The sequence below is a fragment of the Flavobacterium sp. TMP13 genome, assembly GCF_050847115.1.
Taxonomy (GTDB): Bacteria; Bacteroidota; Bacteroidia; order Flavobacteriales; family Flavobacteriaceae; genus Flavobacterium.
Genome location: NZ_CP193656.1, coordinates 2,160,297 through 2,181,692, shown reverse-complemented (window position 1 = coordinate 2,181,692; position 21,396 = coordinate 2,160,297). Strand labels below are relative to the sequence as shown.

The 21,396-nt window shown below is 35.6% G+C and carries 11 protein-coding genes; 2 read left to right on the top strand and 9 right to left on the bottom strand.

Going from position 1 to position 21,396, the window contains the following annotated elements; translation table 11 throughout:
• Nucleotides 1–5: 5 nt before the first annotated feature.
• From ACRASX_RS09600 to ACRASX_RS09575, 6 genes are all read right to left on the bottom strand, one after another.
• Nucleotides 6–2,252, bottom strand: a complete 2,247-nt coding sequence (locus ACRASX_RS09600; protein WP_432221035.1) for a GH92 family glycosyl hydrolase — start codon at nucleotides 2,250–2,252, stop codon at nucleotides 6–8.
• 133 nt (nucleotides 2,253–2,385) lie between these two features.
• Nucleotides 2,386–3,501: a family 10 glycosylhydrolase gene (locus ACRASX_RS09595; RefSeq protein WP_432221034.1), complete on the bottom strand. Its 1,116-nt coding sequence runs from the start codon at nucleotides 3,499–3,501 to the stop codon at nucleotides 2,386–2,388.
• Nucleotides 3,502–3,512: 11 nt separating this feature from the next.
• A complete protein-coding gene (locus ACRASX_RS09590; protein ID WP_432221033.1) occupies nucleotides 3,513–4,583 on the bottom strand; it encodes a carbohydrate-binding family 9-like protein in 1,071 nt (356 codons plus the stop codon).
• A gap of 9 nt (nucleotides 4,584–4,592) precedes the next feature.
• Nucleotides 4,593–5,558 carry a glycoside hydrolase family 130 protein gene (locus ACRASX_RS09585; RefSeq protein WP_066307058.1) on the bottom strand — a complete coding sequence of 322 codons (966 nt, stop codon included), beginning with the start codon at nucleotides 5,556–5,558 and terminating at the stop codon, nucleotides 4,593–4,595.
• A 4-nt stretch (nucleotides 5,559–5,562) separates the two neighbouring features.
• Nucleotides 5,563–7,440 carry a sodium:solute symporter family protein gene (locus ACRASX_RS09580; protein ID WP_066307060.1) on the bottom strand — a complete coding sequence of 626 codons (1,878 nt, stop codon included), beginning with the start codon at nucleotides 7,438–7,440 and terminating at the stop codon, nucleotides 5,563–5,565.
• 17 nt (nucleotides 7,441–7,457) lie between these two features.
• A complete protein-coding gene (locus tag ACRASX_RS09575; protein ID WP_432221032.1) occupies nucleotides 7,458–9,713 on the bottom strand; it encodes a GH92 family glycosyl hydrolase in 2,256 nt (751 codons plus the stop codon).
• 225 nt (nucleotides 9,714–9,938) lie between these two features.
• Between ACRASX_RS09575 and ACRASX_RS09570 the strand changes: the two genes are divergently transcribed.
• The gene (locus ACRASX_RS09570) at nucleotides 9,939–10,997 is read left to right on the top strand and encodes a sensor histidine kinase (protein WP_432221031.1); all 1,059 of its coding nucleotides are present in this window, start codon (nucleotides 9,939–9,941) and stop codon (nucleotides 10,995–10,997) included.
• Nucleotides 10,998–11,048: 51 nt separating this feature from the next.
• A complete protein-coding gene (locus ACRASX_RS09565) occupies nucleotides 11,049–11,780 on the top strand; it encodes a LytR/AlgR family response regulator transcription factor (RefSeq protein WP_432221030.1) in 732 nt (243 codons plus the stop codon).
• Between the two features lie 516 nt (nucleotides 11,781–12,296).
• Here the strand turns inward: ACRASX_RS09565 and ACRASX_RS09560 are convergent.
• The 3 genes from ACRASX_RS09560 to ACRASX_RS09550 all read right to left on the bottom strand — a co-directional run bounded on the left by ACRASX_RS09560 (nucleotide 12,297) and on the right by ACRASX_RS09550 (nucleotide 21,097).
• On the bottom strand, nucleotides 12,297–14,210 hold the full coding sequence (locus ACRASX_RS09560) for a SusD/RagB family nutrient-binding outer membrane lipoprotein (RefSeq protein ID WP_432221029.1): 1,914 nt from the start codon (nucleotides 14,208–14,210) through the stop codon (nucleotides 12,297–12,299).
• Nucleotides 14,211–14,229: 19 nt separating this feature from the next.
• Entirely contained in the window at nucleotides 14,230–17,352 is a 3,123-nt protein-coding gene (locus ACRASX_RS09555; RefSeq protein WP_432221028.1) for a SusC/RagA family TonB-linked outer membrane protein, read from the bottom strand.
• Nucleotides 17,353–17,755: 403 nt separating this feature from the next.
• A complete protein-coding gene (locus tag ACRASX_RS09550) occupies nucleotides 17,756–21,097 on the bottom strand; it encodes a glycoside hydrolase family 2 TIM barrel-domain containing protein (RefSeq protein ID WP_432221027.1) in 3,342 nt (1,113 codons plus the stop codon).
• Nucleotides 21,098–21,396: the final 299 nt, after the last annotated feature.

Genomic DNA, 21,396 nt, shown 5'->3' with positions numbered 1-21,396 from the left:
TCTTTTTAGTTATATATTTTTGAAGATGTTGCCATCGTATTGTTGCTTTCCTTATTTGGAGATCTTCCCATGCTAAAAACCAAAGTTCCGCCCTCCATAATCTCTTTATGTGTAATGTAATTTCGATTGATGATTGTTCCGTTTAAGGTAACCGACTGTATATAAATATTCTCTGCATTATTATGCAATGCTTTTACATTAAACTTTTTTCCGTTTTCCAGGTGAACCACGGCAGCATCAACTAGTGGTGAACCAAAAGCATAAATACCTTGCGCTGGATTTACGGGATAAAAACCCAAAGCATTAAAGACATACCATGATGACATTTGTCCGCAATCTTCGTTGCCGCAATGTCCATTTGGTTCGTTTTTATATTGTGTGTCTAAAATCTCACGAACTAATTTTTGCGTTTTCCAAGGTTTTCCAATGTAATCGTACAAATACGCTACGTGATGGCTTGGCTCGTTTCCGTGCGCGTACTGACCAATCATTCCGGTACTAAAAATCGGTAGTTTATCTTCTGGAAGCGGATTTAAACTAAACATCAAATCCAGTTTTTTGTCTAATTTTTCAGCTCCACCTACAATTTCAGTAAGTCCTTCTACATCGTGTTGCACGGACCAAAAATATTGCCAAGCGTTACTTTCGCAGAAATAAGCAGAATACTCTTTCGGCACAAAATCTTTTACGAAAGTTCCATCCGTTAATTTCGGACGCATAAATGTACTCTTAGAATCATAAACATTGCGCCAATTTTCGGAGCGTTTTAAAAACGCATGGTATTCTTCGGTTTTGCCTAAAGCTTGTGCAAATTGTGCAATGCACCAATCGTCATAAGCATATTCTAAAGTCTTAGAAACGGACCAATTTTCGTCATTTTCATCAACGGGCACGTAACCCAATTTCATGTATACATCAATTTGTCTGGAATGATCCGTGGCACTTTTTATACAAGCCTCGTAAGCCAATTCGGTATCAAAATTTTTAATTCCTTTAAAATAAGCATCTACAATTACGGGAACGGCGTGGTACCCAATCATCATATTAGTTTCGTTTCCTTGCATCGACCAAACCGGTAATAATCCCGTTTCTTTATAATGCGCCAAAAGCGAATTAACCATATCCGAAACACGATCGGGATGAAGAATGGTATACAAAGGATGCGCTGCGCGATAGGTATCCCATAAAGAAAAGGTATCGTATCGATCAAATCCTTTGGCATTCATCGTTTGGTCGTTTGCTCCTTTATAATTTCCGTCGTGGTCGCTTAATAAAGTGGGCGCCAACATTGACTGATACAACATTGTATAAAAAATCTTCTTCTTAGTCTCATCTGCAATGGTAATGTCTATTTTACTCAGTTGCTTTTCCCATTTGTTTTCGGCTTCGTTCTTCACAACGTCAAAATCAAAATTGGGAGCTTCTCTGTTTAGCGATTTATAAGCCCCTTCGATACTAGCTGTTGAAATTCCTGTTTTTAAAACCAGTTGTTCGTTTTCTGAAGTGGCGTAGTTTAAAATGATTTTCGTGTTTTTATCCGTAACTGGTGAAGTGGTCTCGGTATCATTTTTGAAAATCTGATAGTCCTTAAATGGTTTTGAAACTTTGATTATAAAATAAACCCGTTGGTCTTTTGCCCATCCTGTCGATTTTCGATAGCCTTCTATTGTAGTATTGTTTACTACTTTTAAATACGTTTCGGTCGGACTGTCCCAATTCAAGGCATAGCCCAAATCAATATGAATTTGCGTTTTGTCATCTTTAGGAAAAGTATAGCGGTGAACTCCTGTCCTTTCGGTCGCCGTAAGTTCTGCTTTAATTCCATAGTCCAGTAAATCAACTGCATAATAGCCTGGAGATGCCGTTTCTTTCTCGTGTGAAAATCTCGAAAATGGTTTGAAGTTATTGGCTTCTATTCGCTTGGAAAAACGACTGTTGGTTGGCATTATTAAAATATCGTACAAATCGCCGGCACCTGTTCCTGACAAATGCATGTGCGAAAATCCAGAAATAATAGAATCTTGGTAAAAATAACCCGCAATTCTATCCCAACCCGGAATACCAATATCTGGGCTCAATTGCACCATTCCGAAAGGAACTGTTGCTCCAGGATACGTATTTCCTGGACCATCAGTTCCTATAAACGGATTGACAAAACTTATTAATTTAATTTGGTTTACTACGTCTTTGCTTCCTTGACAACTAAGCAAGAAAACTGCGCAAAATAAAGATATAATACCAAATTTTTTCATTACTTTTTATTCTAAATTTTTTAATAATTCTTACATCATGCAAGGCATATTTAAATAAAATGACACTACAAGACTGGAACTCTTGGTCAATTGACAGTCTTGTTATACTGCTTTGTTTGTCAATTGAAATGAATTATTGTTTGAAGCTTTCTTTTGTTTCCTTAATCGCTTTCAAATATTCATCTGTCAACGTCGGACCATCAAAAAATGCTACTCCTTTGGCTCCATTTTCTTTAGCCAAGCGAATTGCCAATTGCAATTCTTCTGCAGATGTAAATGGTGGAATATAAATTCCAGTATTCAATCCAATTTTCTCTGCTTTAACGTCGTTCACACCTTGTTTCGTTGCAAAGCCGATCCAATCAATTTCTTCATTATAAAAACCGTGGTAAATCATTGGGTACACTTCATCAATGTCCCATTTATCCCAACGTTGACGTACCATGTGGTCTGCCATTTCTGGATAAGGAAAAACTGCTGCAGTTAATTTTTTGTTGTTATCATGTACAATTTTGTATGCATCACTAACTAAATTTCTAATTGCGTTTAAACGAAATTGCTTCCATTCCATGTCGATCGACGTGTTTTTACTATCTCTTGGGTTTTTATGGTGCTCTTTTTCAAAAGCGCTTACGCAAGCATCACAATAGCAAAAATCATATTCTGCCATTTCTGTATCTTGTTTTAAGTTGTATTTTGGAAGCAAACCAATTGGCAAGAAAATGTCTGGGAAACGGATGTAGTCTAAATGTACACTTTCGATTCCGTCTACTTTTGCCAGTCCTTCTACCAACGATAAAATATGATTTCTAGACTCTGTTCTTGTTGGACACAACCATTGGTAATAATCTACATACGGACGGTTATCAAAACATGACTTTCCATCTTTACTGACCATATACCATTCTGGATGCTTCAAGGCAACTTCATCTCCAGGACGGTTTACTGCCATAATCCAAGCATGTACTTTTAACCCTTCTTTTTTAGCAATAGGAACCAAACGCTCCAGCTCTTTGGGATCAGTTAGCGTATTTATTAAAAGTTCATCTATACCACCTTCTTTGTATTTTTTAAATTCTGCAGTGTACTCTTCATTAGATTTTTCTTTACTAGAAGTGATCCATGTTGCAAATGTAAAGTCAGCACCACTGGTGGCCGTTTCAGAATTATCTCCTTTTTTTTCCTCTTTTTGGTTGCAGGCTGTTAAAACAGCGACTACAGCAACAAGTAATAAACGATTTAATTTCATTAGGTTAAGGTTTATTTCGTGGAGAATGTTCCCACTTCGTTAATAATAAATACTTTATTAGAGAACGGACTTTTAACTGAAATAGTCCAACCAAAACTGTGGTTCTCTAATACTGGTTTAATTCTTTTTCCTTCTATATGTATCGGTTTTGATGCGATATTTTTAAGGGAAGTTGCCCATGCTTTTTTAGTATCGAAATACTTTTTTTGAGCGCGGTACAATTCAAATAATTTCCATTTTATTTTTTCATCATTGGGAATTTCAAAAGTGTCTTTGGCACCTACTTCTTTCGAAGAAAAATAAACGTAGCCCCAATGTTCGGGTTCATGCATATTAATCACTCCTTGTGGAGACCAAACCCAGTTGTATTCTGGAAGATATTCCCCATTCGAACCTTTTTTTCGATCGTATTTCCCCTCTGTAATTTGGTGATCCCAATTTACTCTAGAAAAATTAACACGCCAAAATGCATCTTTAGGTACATTTTTATGAAAGAAAGCCGTTTTATAAACGCTCCAAGGTATAGCCATTTCTAACACCCAACCTTTATCGGTATCTGTAGGGTCGTTTAACGTCCCATCAATTTTTACAGCTGATTTTAATCCAGTAATTGTCCAATCGTTTAAAGCTACATTCTTTTCTCGGTACGGATTTGTAATAAATAAATCCCAAACCGTATTAATCGCATTTACTTCTAATTCGTAATAATTATGAGTATCACCGGTTGGATCTACGAAAACTTCGAAATCATTGTTGTAAAAAACAATCGCATCACGGTCTTTAATATCTGCCCAAACATGTGGCTCTTCCATCTTGGCTAAAATGTAAAAATAAGTATCGTCCCACATCATCTTTACTTGTGTGTTGTAGGTTGGTTTTTTAACGCCTTCAATATCAATAAAAAGATCCGTCCACTCTACTTTGTTCCAAGAAGCATCTGCATCACTACCGTCAATCTTTATATTTTCGGTGGTGTGATACGCGATGTAACTTTTGGGAACTACGTTACTTTTAGATTGCGCAAAAACACCGATGGAAATGCTCCAAAATAAGACAACTGCATATTTAAACTTCAAACCCATACTTACTTTTTATAGACTATTATCCTTTGTAAACTGAATTACCTCGCTTAATTTTCCGAATGCAATAGCCACCGAAGTATCTGCTGCACCGTAATATACAACTAATTTATCCTCTTTTTCATCATGCAATGCCGCACAAGGAAAAACTACGTTCGGTACATCGCCTGTAGTTTCATAAGAAACCGCTGGGCCCAATAAATACGGTTGTGTTCGGTATTTTACTTTGTCTGGTTGATTTTCATCAAGAAGTGCTGCTCCCATTGCGTAACGGAAACCGTTGCACGTATTGATTACACCATGATAAATCATTAGCCAACCTTCTTTTGTTAAAATAGGAATTGGTCCTGCACCAATTTTGGTACACTGCCAAGCACTATCCACAAAAGGAGTCGCTTTCATTACGCAACGGTGTTCACCCCAATATTTCATATCTGGACTGTAACTGATGTAAATATCTCCGAAAGGCGTATGCCCGTTGTCACTAGGACGACTTAACATCGCAAACTTTCCGTTAATTTTCTGTGGAAATAACACTCCATTTCTATTGAAAGGAAGAAAGGCATTTTCACACTGAAAAAATTCTTTAAAATCAAATGTATATCCAATTCCGATGGTTGGTCCATGATACCCATTACACCACGTAATCCAGTAACGGTCTTCGATAAAAACTACGCGAGGATCGTACTTATAATCCGATTCGATCATTTCGGTATTTCCTGCTTGCATCACAATCGGATCGTGATTAATGTCCCAATCTATTCCGTTTTTACTGAAACCAGCAAAAATATTCATTTGAACTGCTTTGTTATCACATCTAAAAACACCAGCAAAACCATCGCCAAAAGGCACCACTGCACTATTAAAAATACTGTTGGATGATGGAATATCGTAACGGTTTATAATTGGATTTTCTGTATAACGCCACATTACATCTTGACAATTATCGGGCTTGTCTTGCCATGGAATTGTATTCATGTCTTTAATCTTTATATTTTTTTACTTTATCTAACCAAGTGAATTTTAAAATTACTGTTGTTACCAAAAAAACAGCCAATGCTATCCAAGTTTTTGGATAATCTCTGATCAAGAAATAAATGGGTAATAAAATCATGCTGGATTGCCAAATGACTCCAATCACACAATTTGCCATATCACTTACAAAATCATTGTTTTTAACCACAGTTTGATCGTCTTTGTGCAACGCTTTGTAAACGGGTCCCCAAAAACCCCACGGACGCACATTTTCATAAAATGCCTTTAACGTTTCCATAGAAGTAGGCGGAGTTAATAATGTTCCTAAAAAAGAACCCAATAACGACACTATAAATATAAATGGAAACATATAAATTGCTGGAATTTGTGACACTTCGTACAACCAACTGCCTACTGCGAAACTATCTTTATTATTGTCTAATAAAAATTGAAGCGTTGCGACAAATAGTCCCGAAGTCATTCCCCAAAAATAACCCCAGCCGTTAAAGCGCCACCAAATCCATTTTAAAAAATTTGCTGCCACATAACCACCGTAAAGCGCACTGGTAATCCAGAGCGTTATGGAGTTGATTGAACCTGCAAAAAAGCCCATAATAACACCCAAAATAACAATAGCAAATGAGGCAATATGACTTGCTTTTATATAATGCGTGTCTGTCGCTTCTGGTTTAAAATATTTTTTATATATATCGTTTACAATATACGCCGGTCCTGAATTTACAAAAGCAGAAAACGTTGACATAAATGCCGCCAAAAGTCCTGCTAACAATAATCCTTTAAGACCAACAGGCACATATTCATTAATTACTTTAGGCAAAATAATTTCTAAATCGGCCAAACTCAACGTGCTAGATGCTGCCATTTCGGGTGCCAGATGCACTAACGCCAAAACCACTATACCACCAATTAATAAATAACGCGGAATGAAAAGGACCAAATTGGTAAAACCACTCATATAAGCAGCTTCTTTTACCGATCGTGTCGATAAAATTCGTTGCATGTCGTAACTTGGTGTTGGTCCAGCGATACTGGCGAAAAACCCTTTGAAAAGGGACATTCCGATGAAAGCACCAAACATTTTATAACCTTGTGTGTCGATAAGATTGTTAAAAGCTTCGAACTTGCCCGACCACGAACCTTCTAATTGATTTGAAAAAGCAACGTTAGACCATTCTGTAGAAATCACCTCGTGTATTTGAACATCACTTACGGTAAAGAATGCATAGCCTGCGATTAAAACACCTGCGATAACCATGATTCCGTATTGCAAAACTTCAGTCGCGACCACCGAAAACATTCCACCTTTGATGGTGTAAATAGTCGTTAAGAATATGATTATAAGTGCATAATTTTGATCGGAAGTTAGAAACACAGCATCATTGAGCATTAATGTTAAATCCCAAGGCAAAATGATGGTTAAGAATTTACCGACACCTTCAAAAAAGTAAGCAATAAATCCGATGGATGCTACAATAGCAAAAATAGCCACAACTAAATGCGATGCTCTACCCGATTTATCATCTCCAAAACGAGTTAAAATCCATTCTGAACCCGTCATTATATTAGAACGTCTAATCCAAGCAGCCAAGAAAATCATGATAAAAATCTGATTCCATATCGGCCACATCCACATGAACATAAAACTCTTTACGCCATATAAAAAGAGAATTCCGACCATCCACGCTGTCCCAGAAACGTCAAACATTCCCGAACCATTGCTTAATCCTAAATAGTACCATTTGATACTTTTTCCGCCAAGGAAATAAGAATCTAATCCTTGTGAGGCTCTTTTGGAAATCCAAATACCAACTCCTAGGGTTAAGGCGATGTATATCGCTATTATTACAACATCAATTATATCCATGTAGGTGTAGTTTTAAATTATTGTTGCGTGTTTTTCTTAATTCCCCAATTTTTATTTGGCTTATTTCCCATTACAAAATGCAAGGTTCCACCTTTTAAAATGTCTTTATGCGACAAGCTTGTTGCGGTAAAAGTTTTTCCGTTTAGCGTAGCCGATTGTATGTAAAAATTATTATTCGAAACATGTTTAGCTTCAATAACAAACGTTTTATTTTCAGGCAGATTAATAGTTGCTTTTTCAAAAATTGGACTTCCTATTTCGTATTCGCCCGAAGCAGGATTCATAGGATACAAACCTATTGAACTCAACACATACCAAGCACTCATTTGTCCGCAGTCTTCATTTCCGCTCAGACCGTTTGGGGTTGTATTGTACTGCGTATCCATAATTTGGCGTGCCCAATATTGCGTGCGCCAAGGTTGGTCGGCATGATTGAACATGTACGCGATATGGTGACTCGGTTCGTTTCCGTGTGCATATTGACCTATAAGACCTGTAATATCGGCAGAAACATTATTGCCCGTGATTTCAGAACTTTCGGTAAATAATTTTTCTAAACGGCTTGCAAAGATTTCGTTGCCACCATGAATTTTAATTAAATCATCTACTGCATGCGGTACAAACCAGCTATGCTGCCACGCATTACCTTCCGTATAATCAGTTTGTTCTCTGTGGTTCGAATGTTTGGGATCAAAAGGAGCATTCCATGATTTTCCATCCACTGACTTGCCTCTCATGAAACCACTTTCTTTGTCAAAAATCTGTTGGTATGCTTTGGAGCGGTTTAAGAAATACTGATAATCTGCTTCTTTACCCAATTCCTTCGCCATTTGCGCTACACACCAATCATCATACGCATATTCTAACGTAATAGTCACCGACTCATCTAATAAACTGTACGGTATAAAACCATATAATTTGTAGTGTATTAGTCCGCGATCGTCTTGCATCATGGTGTTTTTCATTGCTTCAAAAGCTTTCTCTGCATCAAAACCACGAATTCCTTTTCTGTACGCGTCCAAAATAACCGGTATAGAATGGTATCCTGTCATGGTGTTGGTTTCATTGGCGTATAAAGTCCAAACGGGTAATATTTTTTTGGTATCGTAATAGGCCAACATAGAGTTTACCATATCAGAAACTCGATCCGGAGCAATTATAGTCAATAAAGGGTGCTCTGCGCGAAAAGTATCCCAAAGTGATAATGTAGAATATGCTGTATAATTTGTGGCAGTTACAATACTGTCGTTCTCTAAACGAAATTGACCATTTTTATCACTAAAAGTCACAGGCGCTAATTGCGCATGGTACATCGCCGTATAAAAAATTGTTTTTAGAGAATCTACTGGTGTCTCTACTACAATGTGTGACAAGGCCGCATTCCATAAACCTTCAGCTGCTTTTTTTGTAGTTTCAAAGGTCTCTTCTGTTGCATCAAAATTGTCTTTGGCATTGGCTACACTTACCGAAGAAAGAGCCACTTTTGCAAGTACCTCATCGCCTTTGGCAGCATCAAAAAATAATTGGGATGCTGTTTTTGCTCCTTTTACAATGTTTTTATTAGCTAATTTTCCGTCTGCGTATAATTTATAATTAAGAATAGGTTTCGAAAATGTAGCTACAAAGAACACTTTTTGATTTTTTGCCCATCCCGTGCTAAATCTAAAACCGCTAATGGTATATTCATCTTCTACTTTTATCGAAGTTTCAACTGCTTTATCCCAATTGATCGCTGCACCTAAATTGACAATTACAGACTGAGAATCACCTTTTTTAAAGGTATATTTATGGTAAGCCGTTCTTTTTGAAGTAGTCAATTCTACATTAACATCACTGTCTTCTAAAAAAACTTGGTAATAACCAGGCGTTGCTTTTTCATTTTTATGATTGTAAGATGATTTATAAGCAATACTGTCTCTCGACATTGGATTTGCAGATAAATCAAACGCTTTATTGGTTGGCATAAAAATAATATCAGCTAAATCACCAATTCCAGTGCCACTTAAACTTAAATGGCTGAAACCAATCGCCATACTATCCGAGTAATGGTATCCCGAACACCAGTCCCATTCGCTCACCCCATTTACAGGACTCACTTGTAACATTCCAAAAGGAACAGTCGCGCCAGGATAGGTATGTCCATGTCCGCCTGTACCAATAAAAGGATCAACGAAACTACTTATGTTTGGGTTGCTATCTGCTTGATCTTCTGTTTTCTTAGCACAGCTGATTACTAAAATGGAAGCTAGAATAATTAGGAATTTATTTTTCATGATTATATTTTAATCTGAATTATTAAATGCTTGTTGTTTAAAAAAAATCTGAAAAAATAATGAGATTACTACTTTTTCTCTACTTTTATAAAATGATCCGTTTTCGACTAAAAACAAAATCAAGACCACTTCAATCGTTAAATTTTCATAATTTTAACCAAAATTCAAAGAAATTTAGACGTACGACACGTTAACTCTCCTGAACATCAAAAAAAATATTTTTTAATGAACTATACTTCTAATCGATTGCACAAAATATCGTTTTGGCATCACATTATATTTTGGTCTGTCTATTTTCTTTTCAATACTTTTAGATGGGGTAGCTACTTCGATGATTACGTGTATTCGCTCAAAACAAACCTCTTGGGATTTCCCATTCACGTACTGTTGTGTTATTTCAATATCTATTTTTTGATGCCGCAATTTCTATTCAAAAAGAGATACATTTCGTATGTGATTTTAATGTTATCGGCGATCTTTTTAATGGTGCTCGCCAAGTTTAATCTTACCTACTTTTTAATCAGCAATAATGTCTGGCCCGAAGGTCCACAAACGATCACTAGCTTATCATTAAATTATACAGTTGACATGATGATTGGTGAGTTGTATGTAATTACTTTTATCACCGCCATCAAGGTTACGTTAGACTTTTTGAAGGAACAAAAAAGAGTTGCCGATCTCGAAAAAGCGCAGTTGGAAACCGAGCTATTATTTTTAAAGTCGCAAATATCCCCACACTTTTTTTTCAATACACTCAATAACATCCACTCCTTGGCTTTAGAAAAATCGAGCAAAACTCCAAAAATAATTTTGAGACTTTCCGAATTAATGCGTTACTTGTTGTACGAAACAAAACTGGAGCGACAATCGCTGGAAAACGAAATACTTTGCATTCAAAATTATTTGGATTTAGAAAGAATTCGTCACGATGATTTACTGCAAATTAACATGAGTATTTCCGGAGATATTTTGGACAAGGAAATTGCTCCAATACTGTTGCTGACTTTTGTTGAAAATGCCTTTAAGCATGGTGCCAACAAAAATATAGGAATTGTTAATATTGATATTGACTTTACTATACTTGAAAATTTTCTTTACTTTACGATTACAAATCCGTTACCTGCTGTGACAGAAATCAAGAGCTGCTTAGGTGAATCGAGCGGCATTGGTTTAGAGAATGTGAAAAAAAGATTAATGTTAGGCTATAATAAAGAGGACTATGATCTTAAAATAAATACTGAGAATAATAAATTTACAGTTGTTCTAAAAATAAAAGTATGTTAGAACACGCGATTATCTTAATCGAATTAAGCATTCCTTTTTAAATTAACACGTATGAAAATTAAATTTTTAATTATTGATGACGAACCATTAGCTGTTAATGTAATAAAAAATTATTTACAGCAAATTGAAAACTCTGAGATAACAGCCACTTTTAACAATGCCATTGATGCACTCAATTTTTTAAAAGACAATACGGTCGATGTGATTTTTTTGGATATTAATATGCCTGTTTTGGACGGCCTTAACTTTGTAAAAAGTTTAAAAGAACCACCGTTAATTATCATTACAAGTGCCTACACCGAATATGCTTCGGAAAGTTTTGATCTTGATGTGCTTGATTACTTGGTAAAGCCAATCGAGTTTCCAAGGTTTATGAAAGCTTTAAACAAGGTTTACAGCCGATTAGAAATTAATAAAGTACCTACAGATTCAAACAAAACGACGGTAGATATTAATAAAATACGACCGTACTTATTTATTAAAATAGATAAGAAAAAAATGAAAAAAGTATTTTTAGATGAGCTATTGGTTATTGAATGTTTAAAGGATTATTTAAAAATAAATACAACCAACGGCAAATTTATCATTCACAGTACGTTGTCTGATTTTACGGACTTATTACCTCCAGGAGAATTTATTAGAATACATCGCTCGTACACCATAGCGATTGATAAAATAGATACAGTAGAAGGAAATAGTCTGGAGATAGACGGAATGCGCTACACTATTGGAAGATCGTACCTTGAAGAAGTAAAGGAAACAATTTTAAACAAATCGATCTAAACTTTATAACTCAGCGTTATTTGCATCTATATTTTACAAGCAGAACTAAGTAGTCGAATTAAATAAGTCGGTATAGAATAAAAAAAAAACAGCAAATTATTGCTGTTTTTTTTTGGTTATGAACGTATTTTTTGACTCTCTAATTACCCAAATTATAATTATGGGTCTACAAATTAATATAGATTGCCTTCCTAAGTGATAAAAAATTGTAAAAGTCGGATCACTAAAAAAAGCATAAAGTTTACAATAGTTTACTTTTATTTCAACCAACTAAAAGTGCTTTTTGATCATTTTACTCTTTGAAAACAGCAGGTTGTACCATAAAAAAAACACTTGCAAGGTAATAATACAAGTGTTTTAAAAAGTGCGGTTAGAATTTCCCGAAAACGAGAAGAAGTCTTATGAAACGAATTTCATAAAACTTCTTCTACAACCAAATACATAAAAACTTTTAATGGCATTTATTTACCATCATCTAGCACTATGCGCAAAATATAAATAAAAACTAAAACTTATTTATTGTTGTTTCGCCCACCATAAAGGGGTAAAAACACTATCAGCACCTCCTAATTTACTTAGAGCTTGTGCATATCCACCTGGAATATTACTAGAGAAGTCTGATGGATACTTTTGACGTTGTCCATAAAACTTAACATTACTAGTCATATAATTACCCGATGTTAATGCTGGCATATCAGTTAATGGTGTTTCAATAGCTGGATTTTCAAAAAATGGTAAACCAAGTCTTCTATGATCACTCCAAGTTTCTAGTGGTAACCATGGTGTTTGTGCAATAAACTTCTGAGTAATAATTTTAGTCAAAAGGTCATTTTTTACAGTACCATTTTTGTAAATAGTATTCACAGGATACTTCATATTGTAGGTGCCAGGAGTATTAGTATATCCATCTACGTAAGTCATCGCTACTGTCGCAGCTGGTTCTGCAGTATGCGCCCAGCTTACAGAAGTTCCTACTCTACTATAATCTTGTGAAGTTAAATAACTACCCAATTGTCCTGACACATTGTTGTATGCAAAACTGGCAGCAATTCCTTGCTCGTAAGCAGATTGTCCGCTCATGGGTACATTCCAACCTCTAACTGCTGCTTCAGCAATTAAGAAATAAGACTCCCATGATGCAAAGAATATTCTTTTATTAGAACTATTTCTATACTTATCAGCTAAACGAGGTAAAGTACCTGTAAAACCATAAATATTGTTCTTAGCTCCTTTTTCGCCCCAATTTCCACCAACATAAGCGTTCCAAGTATAAGCAGCATCAATTTCTTTTACCACATTACTACTACCATCTACTAAAGTTCTTTTGGTAATTTTAGCATTATTGGTCCATGAAGGATATCCATTAAATTCTGGATTAGTATAATCACCAGGAATTGCGTACAAATCGTAGGCACGAGGATCTATACTATTGTGCAATCCGTCAAAGAAAAATCCAGCTGAAGGATCATTTGTCATTGATGTAAAATGCTTGTCGAACTTAAGACCCATATAATTTGCTGGCTTAATGTGTGTAAGTTTTTCTGCAGATAACATACTTGCAGAAGGAACTCCTCCTAAACCAATCATTAAGTTATTAAGCGTTGCAGACACTTCGTGATCCCACCATTCTCTGGTCATTACACCCGTGTAATCATTGTATCCACCAACTTCTTGAATAGCAAAATTGTCTGTTGCATCTTTGATGTAACCAGCAGCAACTGCAGCTTCAAATTCTTGTTTTGCTTTAGCAGCATCTACTTCAGACAAACGCATAGCCAAACGCATTCTTAGCGAGTTACCGTATTTTTGCCATTTTGCATAATCGTACCCATAAGCTGGATCCAATTTTTTTAATGAATTTTCAGGACTTGCAATCGTAAGATCCAATGCTGCAGTTGCCTCTGTCAGTTCTTGCAACATGTAGTAATACACTTCTTTAACATCACTGTATTCTGGATTAGAACCTTGAAAGCCATTAACTGGAATAGGGCCAAAGTTATCCGTCATTTCACTCATCATGTAAGCACGCCATATTCTAGCTACTTGCTTAAGATTAGCAGTGTACGGTCTAGCTTTACCAGCTTCCAACTGCTCGTCTGCAATTTTAATACCTGCATTAATGTTTCTTAACCAAGAAGAAACATAATTGTTATAGTACTGGCTAGTCCAGTCATCATTTGAAGAACCCTCAGATAATGTTCCTACTCTAGTCATTCTTCCTGCATCATCCCAGTACAATACAAAAACACGTTCTGCTATGTTCGGGTCTTGCTGTGCTCCACCAATAGAACTATTGATAAAATATTCTATTTGTACCTGATCTGCATTTGCAGCAGTTGGGTCAACGTTAACCTCTTCAAAATTGGAACATGATAGGAAAGTCACTAAGACACCACCCATCAAGCCTATATTTCTTAATATTTTTTTCATAACTAATTTGCTTTAAATTTTAGAAACTTAATGATACGTTCAAGAATACACTACTTGTTGTTGGTGATGATAAATACTCAAAACCTGTTGCATTTGTAGCAGTAGCAAAAACTGATTCTGGATCGATACCGTTCAAGCTACTTTTTATCATCCAAACATTGTTAGCAGATAAACCTATTTTGGCATTTTGAATACCAGTAGTACCTAACCACTCTTTTGGCATTGTATAGTTTACATTAATATTTCTCAATCGAATATTAGTAGCATCGTATATGTTAGCCTCATTAATTCCTAAGTTACCCGTTCTATTTGTAATAGCTTCCCAGTATTTTTGTGGAGTTGTAGGGAATGTGTTTGCAGTAAAGCCACCAGATCCATTACTAACCACACCATCAACTATAATATCATTTCTTTCTCCGTTAATAACAGTAACCGCTGCATTTCCAGATTCTTGCAAAGCATGATTTGATCCTGAAAATATTTCACCGCCAAAACGTGCATCAATTAAGAAACCAAAAGAAAAGTTTTTGTAAGCAAAAGTGTTAGAGAATCCAACCATTGCGTCAGGTTGTTGACTTCCCAATTTAAATTTCTCACTTGAAGCAGTAGGTAAACCATTACCGTCTACAATAATTTTTCCGAAATCAGCGCTCGCTTTGTCTTCAACTCGTGAGTATCTAGTACCCCAAATTTCACCATAACCACCTCTTTCTACTGCTAATACTGCTAAGTTGTCAAAACCACCTAAACGGAATTGTGTTACATCGTCAGCTAAGCTTTCAATAGTGTTTTTGTTATGCGAATAGTTTAAACTTGCTTCCCAATTGAATCCTTCAGGATTGTGAATTACTTTTCCAACGATCGACAACTCAACACCTTGATTTTGAACATCTCCAGCATTTACTTTCTTAAAGTTGTATCCACTTAATGGATCTAAAGGCAAATCGATCAATTGGTTAGTAGCATTAGACTGGTACCAAGCAAAATCTAATCCTAAACGGTTTTGGAAGAAACGAACTTCTAAACCAAGTTCTTTAGATTTAATCAACTCACTTTTTACGTCAGGATTAAACAATGTTTTGTTTGCTCCTGCAGTAGTATTGTTATTAGCATCGTTACCGATATAATAATAGTTATACAATTGGTACGGATTTAAATCGTTACCCACTGTAGCGTATGAAGCTCTCACTTTACCAAAACTCAACCAATTAGGCAATTCAGCACCTTGTTTAGTTAACATATCCGTAACTACAAACGATGCACTAACTGATGGATAAAAGAAAGATCTGTTTTCTTTACTTAAAGTAGAAGACCAGTCGTTACGTCCTGTAAAATCAAGGAATACAAATCCATCGTAATTAATCTGGAACGTTCCGTAGATAGAATTTGTTTTTCTTTCGCTTGAACCTTGACCAATAGATGGGCTATTTATTCCGTTATTTAATGAAAACAAGTTTGGCACAACAAGATCTCCAGAACTACCATTAAGGTAATTTGAGCTTCTTGACATTAAGTTTCCACCAAGAGTGGCTGCAGTACCAAATTTACCAACAACATCATCTTTATTAGCAAGTAATAAAAAGCTGTAATTAGTTTCTATGAAAGAGTCTTTACCAAAATTGTAACGACCTGTATTATTTCCTGGGCTACCAGAATACAATTTTCCTTCGTTAGTAGTGTCATAGATATCAGCACCTGCTTTAACTTCAGAACTCAACCAATTTGTGATTTCATATTTCAATGAACCATTTAATAAGAAACGATCTCTTGTGTCTGTGCTTAATCTGTTTTTTGCAGACCAGTATGGGTTTTCAGAATTTTCGGCAACAAACCATCTCATTTTTCCGAATTCATCACTAGCATCTCTAAATTGATTCACATCTATCGATGCTGGCAATTGAGCGATTGTACCAAAAGCATTATTTACGTTACTTCCGTTTAAAGGTCTATTACCAGCCTCCATATTAACGTATTGTACTTTTACATCTGTAGTCCATCTTTTATCTGCACCAAATCTAGAAACCGCTCTGGTCATTAAATTCAATCTCTCTAAAGTTGCTCCCGGAATATTACTGTCATCTTTTAAATAGTTAACTGACGAATAAATTGATGTCCCATCAGAAACTTGTTGTTGGAATGACAAACTATACGTTTGATTGAAACCACCAGTGTAAAAATTACCTATGTTATCATAAGAATTTAATTGCGATTCCTTTCCACTATAGTCTGTAACTGTTTGTCCTGCAATTTTTGGACCCCAGCTTGCGCGAGAATCATTTTTAAAAACACCTTCAGTACCTTGACCAAATGATCTTTGAGTTTCAGGCTCGATAAACAATCTTTCAAATCCTGTAGTTGCAGAAAAAGTAATTCCTAAACCTTTTTTTGATTTACCTGTTTTTGTAGTGATCAAAATAACCCCGTTTCCTGCACGTGAACCGTACAATGCTGCAGCAGAAGCACCTTTTAAAACGGTCATTGTTTCAATATCGTCTGGGTTTAAATCTCCCAATCCGTTCCCTAAATCCTGTGATGGATTAAAGAAATCATTATTATCTGCTCCTGTAAAGTTATCCATCGGAATTCCGTCAACAACAATAAGTGGCTGGTTATCACCCGTAAGTGAACTGTTACCTCTTAAAACAATTTTCGAAGAACTCGCAGGACCATTACTTCCTTTAATAACTTGTAATCCAGAAATTTTTCCAGATAAAGCATTTGCTACGTTAGTTTCTCTTGCTTCTGTAAGACTTTCACCTTTAAGCTCTTGTACTGCATAACCCAATGATTTTCTTTCTCTCTTAATACCAAGTGCCGTTACAACAACTTCAGTTAACTCATTAACATCTTCTACAAGTGTAATGTTAATTGTAGCTCTTCCGTTGATTGGAGCGACTTGAGATGTGAATCCCAAGTAAGAGAATTCTAAAACAGCATCATTATTTGGAACAGTGATACTATACTGTCCGTCAAAATCAGTTGTAGTTCCGTTTGACGTTCCTTTAACAACAATACTTACGCCTGGCAGCGCACCCTTCGTAGTTGAATCTACCACTAAACCTTTTACAGTCGTTTGGGCATTCATACCATAAGTACATAGAATGGCTAGTACAAATAGTAATCTGATTACTTTTTTTGTCATAATTTGTTATTTGTTTGATTAGTAAGATAAATAAACAAAAACATTATGCCTTATATTAATATTTTCGACTAATGACATATTATAACGGGAGTTGGTTAAAATTTCTTAATTATTATAAAAAATTATCTTAAAAAACGAATACTACAAGTAAAGAGAAGCTTCTGCGTAAATTATGCAACAAAGTCAGATTTGTTTTATAATCGCATTTAACCTTGCAAAAAAAACTTAAAGCGCACGCAAAAAATCAGAAGTAATTAAACATATTGCATGCTTATCAAAGTGATTTTATTTCCACTTTTTCTCTAAGCAAAAAAAAAGAGCAATAGCGTTTTTACAAACGTATTGCTCTTTTTATTATTTAAAAAAGAAACTTTTTTAGACTTTACTGCTGTACATTATATGCTTACTTCGTTTCTACCTTTAAGTTTGAGTTTGCATATTCTTTAGACAATTCTAGCATTGATTCTTTAGTTCCCTTTTCAAACGGAATTAAATAATACGCATAATTGTGTTCTCTATCTCCCTTGATTTTGTATTTATCTTGAGGTTGCGCTCCCCAACTGTCATCACCACCAACTCCTCTTTGTCCCAAATCAATAGACAACTCGACCAAATCGCGCTCTTTAATATCAATAGTATGTTTACTCATATTGATTTTAGGGACCCCGTCTATTCTGTATTTTTCTTCTACTTTGGCCGCAATACCGTAATCTAAACCGTCGGTACTGTCAAAATCTTCCATAGTCATGTGTAAAGCGCTTATTCCTAATCCTTGATTTACATTAGCTGCAACAACCAAAAGTCCGCTGTTTTTTTCATCAGCCAATGCAACCCATCTAACGTTTGTCTTGTATCCGTTTTCTTGCGGTCGTACATAAGGCACATATTGATCACTTACGCTAGATTCGTATAAATCTACAAATGCCGAATGGTATCTGTCTGAATAATTTTCCCAAGGACCGCGACCAAAATAACTCATATTATTGTATTGTTTTGGCAACTGCATGCGCATTCCTAATCGTGGCATATCCGCTTTGTAAGTAGTTGCGTCTAATTTGTTGTCTACTTTTATAATTCCATTTCCGCTAATTTCATAGGTGCTGTAGAATTTTGTGTTTACACCAGGTAATTCGTAAGTAATGTTTAATTCGATTACATTTTCGGCAATCTTTTTAGTAGTCATGTTTACCACTTCAGAAAACAAGGATGCTTTTTTCCATTCGATATTATTCGCATACATTCTGCTTCCCGAATCATTATCTGTTACGGCTCTCCAGAAATTTGGTTTTGGCCCTTTTCCATCTTTTAAAAGTTCATTCCCTTTAAACGTATACGACGTAATTCGTCCTGCTTTTTTATCAAAAGTCACACTCACTGCATCATTGTAAACCACCACATCTTTGTCTGATTTTTTTACTTTTAAAGAAGCACCATTATTTACCACTGTTTGCTCTTTAATATATGACTTGTCGATTTTTATTTGCTCGTGTGCAACTTCAAATCCTTTTGGTAAAATTCCCCAGTCCTTTTTAGTAAGCGCAGCTATCTCAACAAAATACTCCGTATTTTTTTTATAGTCAATTCCTTTTAGATCAAGACGTATCAATTTACCAGTGTGCTCTTCTACATCAATTGTTTCAACAGCAATCGTTTTTAAAACTTTACCGTCGGCTTTAATTTTTGCTACAATATCAAAGGCATTTAGATTGGTAAAATCGTATAAATTTTCTAATAAAATGCGCAATTCATTTTGTTGATTAATTCCTTTTGATTTGAAATTGATAAACTCATGCGCTTTTTTAACTTCATAAAGTCCCGGTTGTGGTGTACGGTCTGGAAACACAATTCCGTTGTTCAAAAACGAATTATCCGAAGGCATATTTTCGCCGTAATCACCACCATAAGCATAATAGCGCTCTCCTTTTTCATTTGTTTTCCAGATCGATTGATCTACCCAATCCCAAATAAAACCGCCTTGTAAATTATCATACTGCTCAATAATATCCCAATAGTCTTGAAAGTTACCTGTACTATTTCCCATAGCGTGTGCATATTCACTCGGAATAAATGGGCGATCGGTTTTAGATTTACCTATTTCCTCAAAAGCAGCCGGCGATGGATATTGTGGTACAATAATGTCGGTATTCCAGTCCATATCATAATTAGTTCCGTCATTGTCTTTGTACGGACGCTCATATTGAACCGGTCTTTTAGACTTATCCATTGCTTTAATTGCATTATAACCTGCGTAAAAATTTACGCCGTTCCCTGCCTCGTTGCCCATAGACCAAATAATTACCGAAGGATGATTTTTATCACGAGCGACCATGCGCTCCATACGATCTACGTGCGCTTTTTCCCAACTTGGCTTTTTCGCTAGCGAATGATCTCCGTAGTACATACCATGCGACTCGATATTCGCTTCGTCAACTACATAGATTCCGTGTTCATCACACAATTCGTAAAATCTACTTCCGCGCGGATAATGACTCAACCGAACTGCATTAATATTATTTTCTTTCCACATGCGTATGTCTTTCAGGATTAATTCTTCAGACATTACGTGACCCGTTTCTGGATCTGCTTCTTGTGCATTTACTCCTTTCAGCGTTATACGCTGTCCGTTTACAAGCAACAATCCTTTTTTAATTTCGACACTTCTAAATCCGATTTGACGAGTAGTCGATTCAATTGCTTTTCCTTTTGAATCTAAAACATCGATATTTAAAGTGTATAAGTTAGGATGCTCAGCGCTCCAGGCTTTTACGTTTTCGATAGCAGAACTAAAAGATAATTTTGCATTGGCATCATTTTCAATTGCCATTTCCTGCACTCCTTTTTGCAGTACTTTATTTCCGTCAAGAATACTGTAAGCAACTTTTAGTTTTTGCTTTTTTTGCAAATGATTTTTAAGTTCAATATCTAAGCTAAAAAGTCCGTTTTCGTAAGCCTTGTCTAAAGTAGAAACGACTTCAAAATCTTTGATTCTCACCTTTGGTTGCGCATATACATAAACGCTACGTTCAATTCCGCTAATTCTCCAAAAATCTTGACATTCTAAATAACTACCGTCTGTCCATCTAAAAATCTGCAGCGCAATTGTATTTTTTCCTGGTTTGGCCTGTTTAGTAATATTAAATTCAGCTGGCAATTTACTTCCTTGAGAATAGCCAATATATTCTCCATTCAACCAAACAAAACCTCCCGATTTCATTGCACCAAGATGTAGAAAAATTTCTTTTCCGTCCCAATCTTGGGCCAAGTCAAAATCTCTTCGATATGAACCTACCGGATTGTTTTCTTTCGGAACTTTTCCTGGATATTTTGGATAAACGCCGTCTAACTCCATATCGCTGGCAATAGGTGCTTTATAATCGGCAAACTCGTATTGATGGTTTACGTAAATCGGAATTCCGTATCCTTCCACTTCCCAATTCGAAGGTACTTTGATGTTGTCCCAACCGTCAATGTTTTCAGAAGGATTCATAAAGGTCAACGAACGTTCTTTAGGAGAAGCTACCCATTTAAATTTCCATTGTCCATCAAGAACTTGCTTGTATTTAGCTTTTCCATTTGCTGCTTCTGCACTCGAGGTAAAAGAGGTAAATGTGGCGTGACCAGGTTCTTTGTTTTCGCTAATTACGTTTTCGTTTGCAACATAATGCCACACGTCTTTGTTCTGACTTTGGGCATTTAAGCTGAACAAAAATAAAGAGCTACTTACTAAAAGGCTATAGATTTTCATATTCAAAGGGTATAAATTAAGCAATAACAATTATTCGTTTTTCGGTTCAACGCATCTTCAATTTTCTTCTTTCTTCACCAATTCAAACACATCTTATTTTATGTGTACGATAACACTTTTTCTTAAATGAACTATTAAAAAAAGGAAAATTCCGTATAAATTTGTTTTCTTACTCTCAAAATTATTTAAAAGAATACCGATTTCCAAATATATACGGAATTTCAGATTAAACACACTAGTGCCTACCAGTTTTTTAATTTATACTAAAAAATAACATTTTTTTAAATATTTGATAAAAA

Excerpts from the sequence above, each read along its gene's own strand:
- ACRASX_RS09580 (WP_066307060.1), bottom strand. The coding sequence starts at position 7,440 with ATGGATATAATTGATGTTGTAATAATAGCGATATACATCGCCTTAACC.
- ACRASX_RS09560 (WP_432221029.1), bottom strand. The coding sequence starts at position 14,210 with ATGAAAAAAATATTAAGAAATATAGGCTTGATGGGTGGTGTCTTAGTG.
- ACRASX_RS09550 (WP_432221027.1), bottom strand. The coding sequence starts at position 21,097 with ATGAAAATCTATAGCCTTTTAGTAAGTAGCTCTTTATTTTTGTTCAGC.
- ACRASX_RS09585 (WP_066307058.1), bottom strand. The coding sequence starts at position 5,558 with ATGAATACAATTCCATGGCAAGACAAGCCCGATAATTGTCAAGATGTA.
- ACRASX_RS09600 (WP_432221035.1), bottom strand. The coding sequence starts at position 2,252 with ATGAAAAAATTTGGTATTATATCTTTATTTTGCGCAGTTTTCTTGCTT.
- ACRASX_RS09570 (WP_432221031.1), top strand. The coding sequence starts at position 9,939 with ATGAACTATACTTCTAATCGATTGCACAAAATATCGTTTTGGCATCAC.
- ACRASX_RS09590 (WP_432221033.1), bottom strand. The coding sequence starts at position 4,583 with ATGGGTTTGAAGTTTAAATATGCAGTTGTCTTATTTTGGAGCATTTCC.
- ACRASX_RS09565 (WP_432221030.1), top strand. The coding sequence starts at position 11,049 with ATGAAAATTAAATTTTTAATTATTGATGACGAACCATTAGCTGTTAAT.
- ACRASX_RS09555 (WP_432221028.1), bottom strand. The coding sequence starts at position 17,352 with ATGACAAAAAAAGTAATCAGATTACTATTTGTACTAGCCATTCTATGT.
- ACRASX_RS09595 (WP_432221034.1), bottom strand. The coding sequence starts at position 3,501 with ATGAAATTAAATCGTTTATTACTTGTTGCTGTAGTCGCTGTTTTAACA.
- ACRASX_RS09575 (WP_432221032.1), bottom strand. The coding sequence starts at position 9,713 with ATGAAAAATAAATTCCTAATTATTCTAGCTTCCATTTTAGTAATCAGC.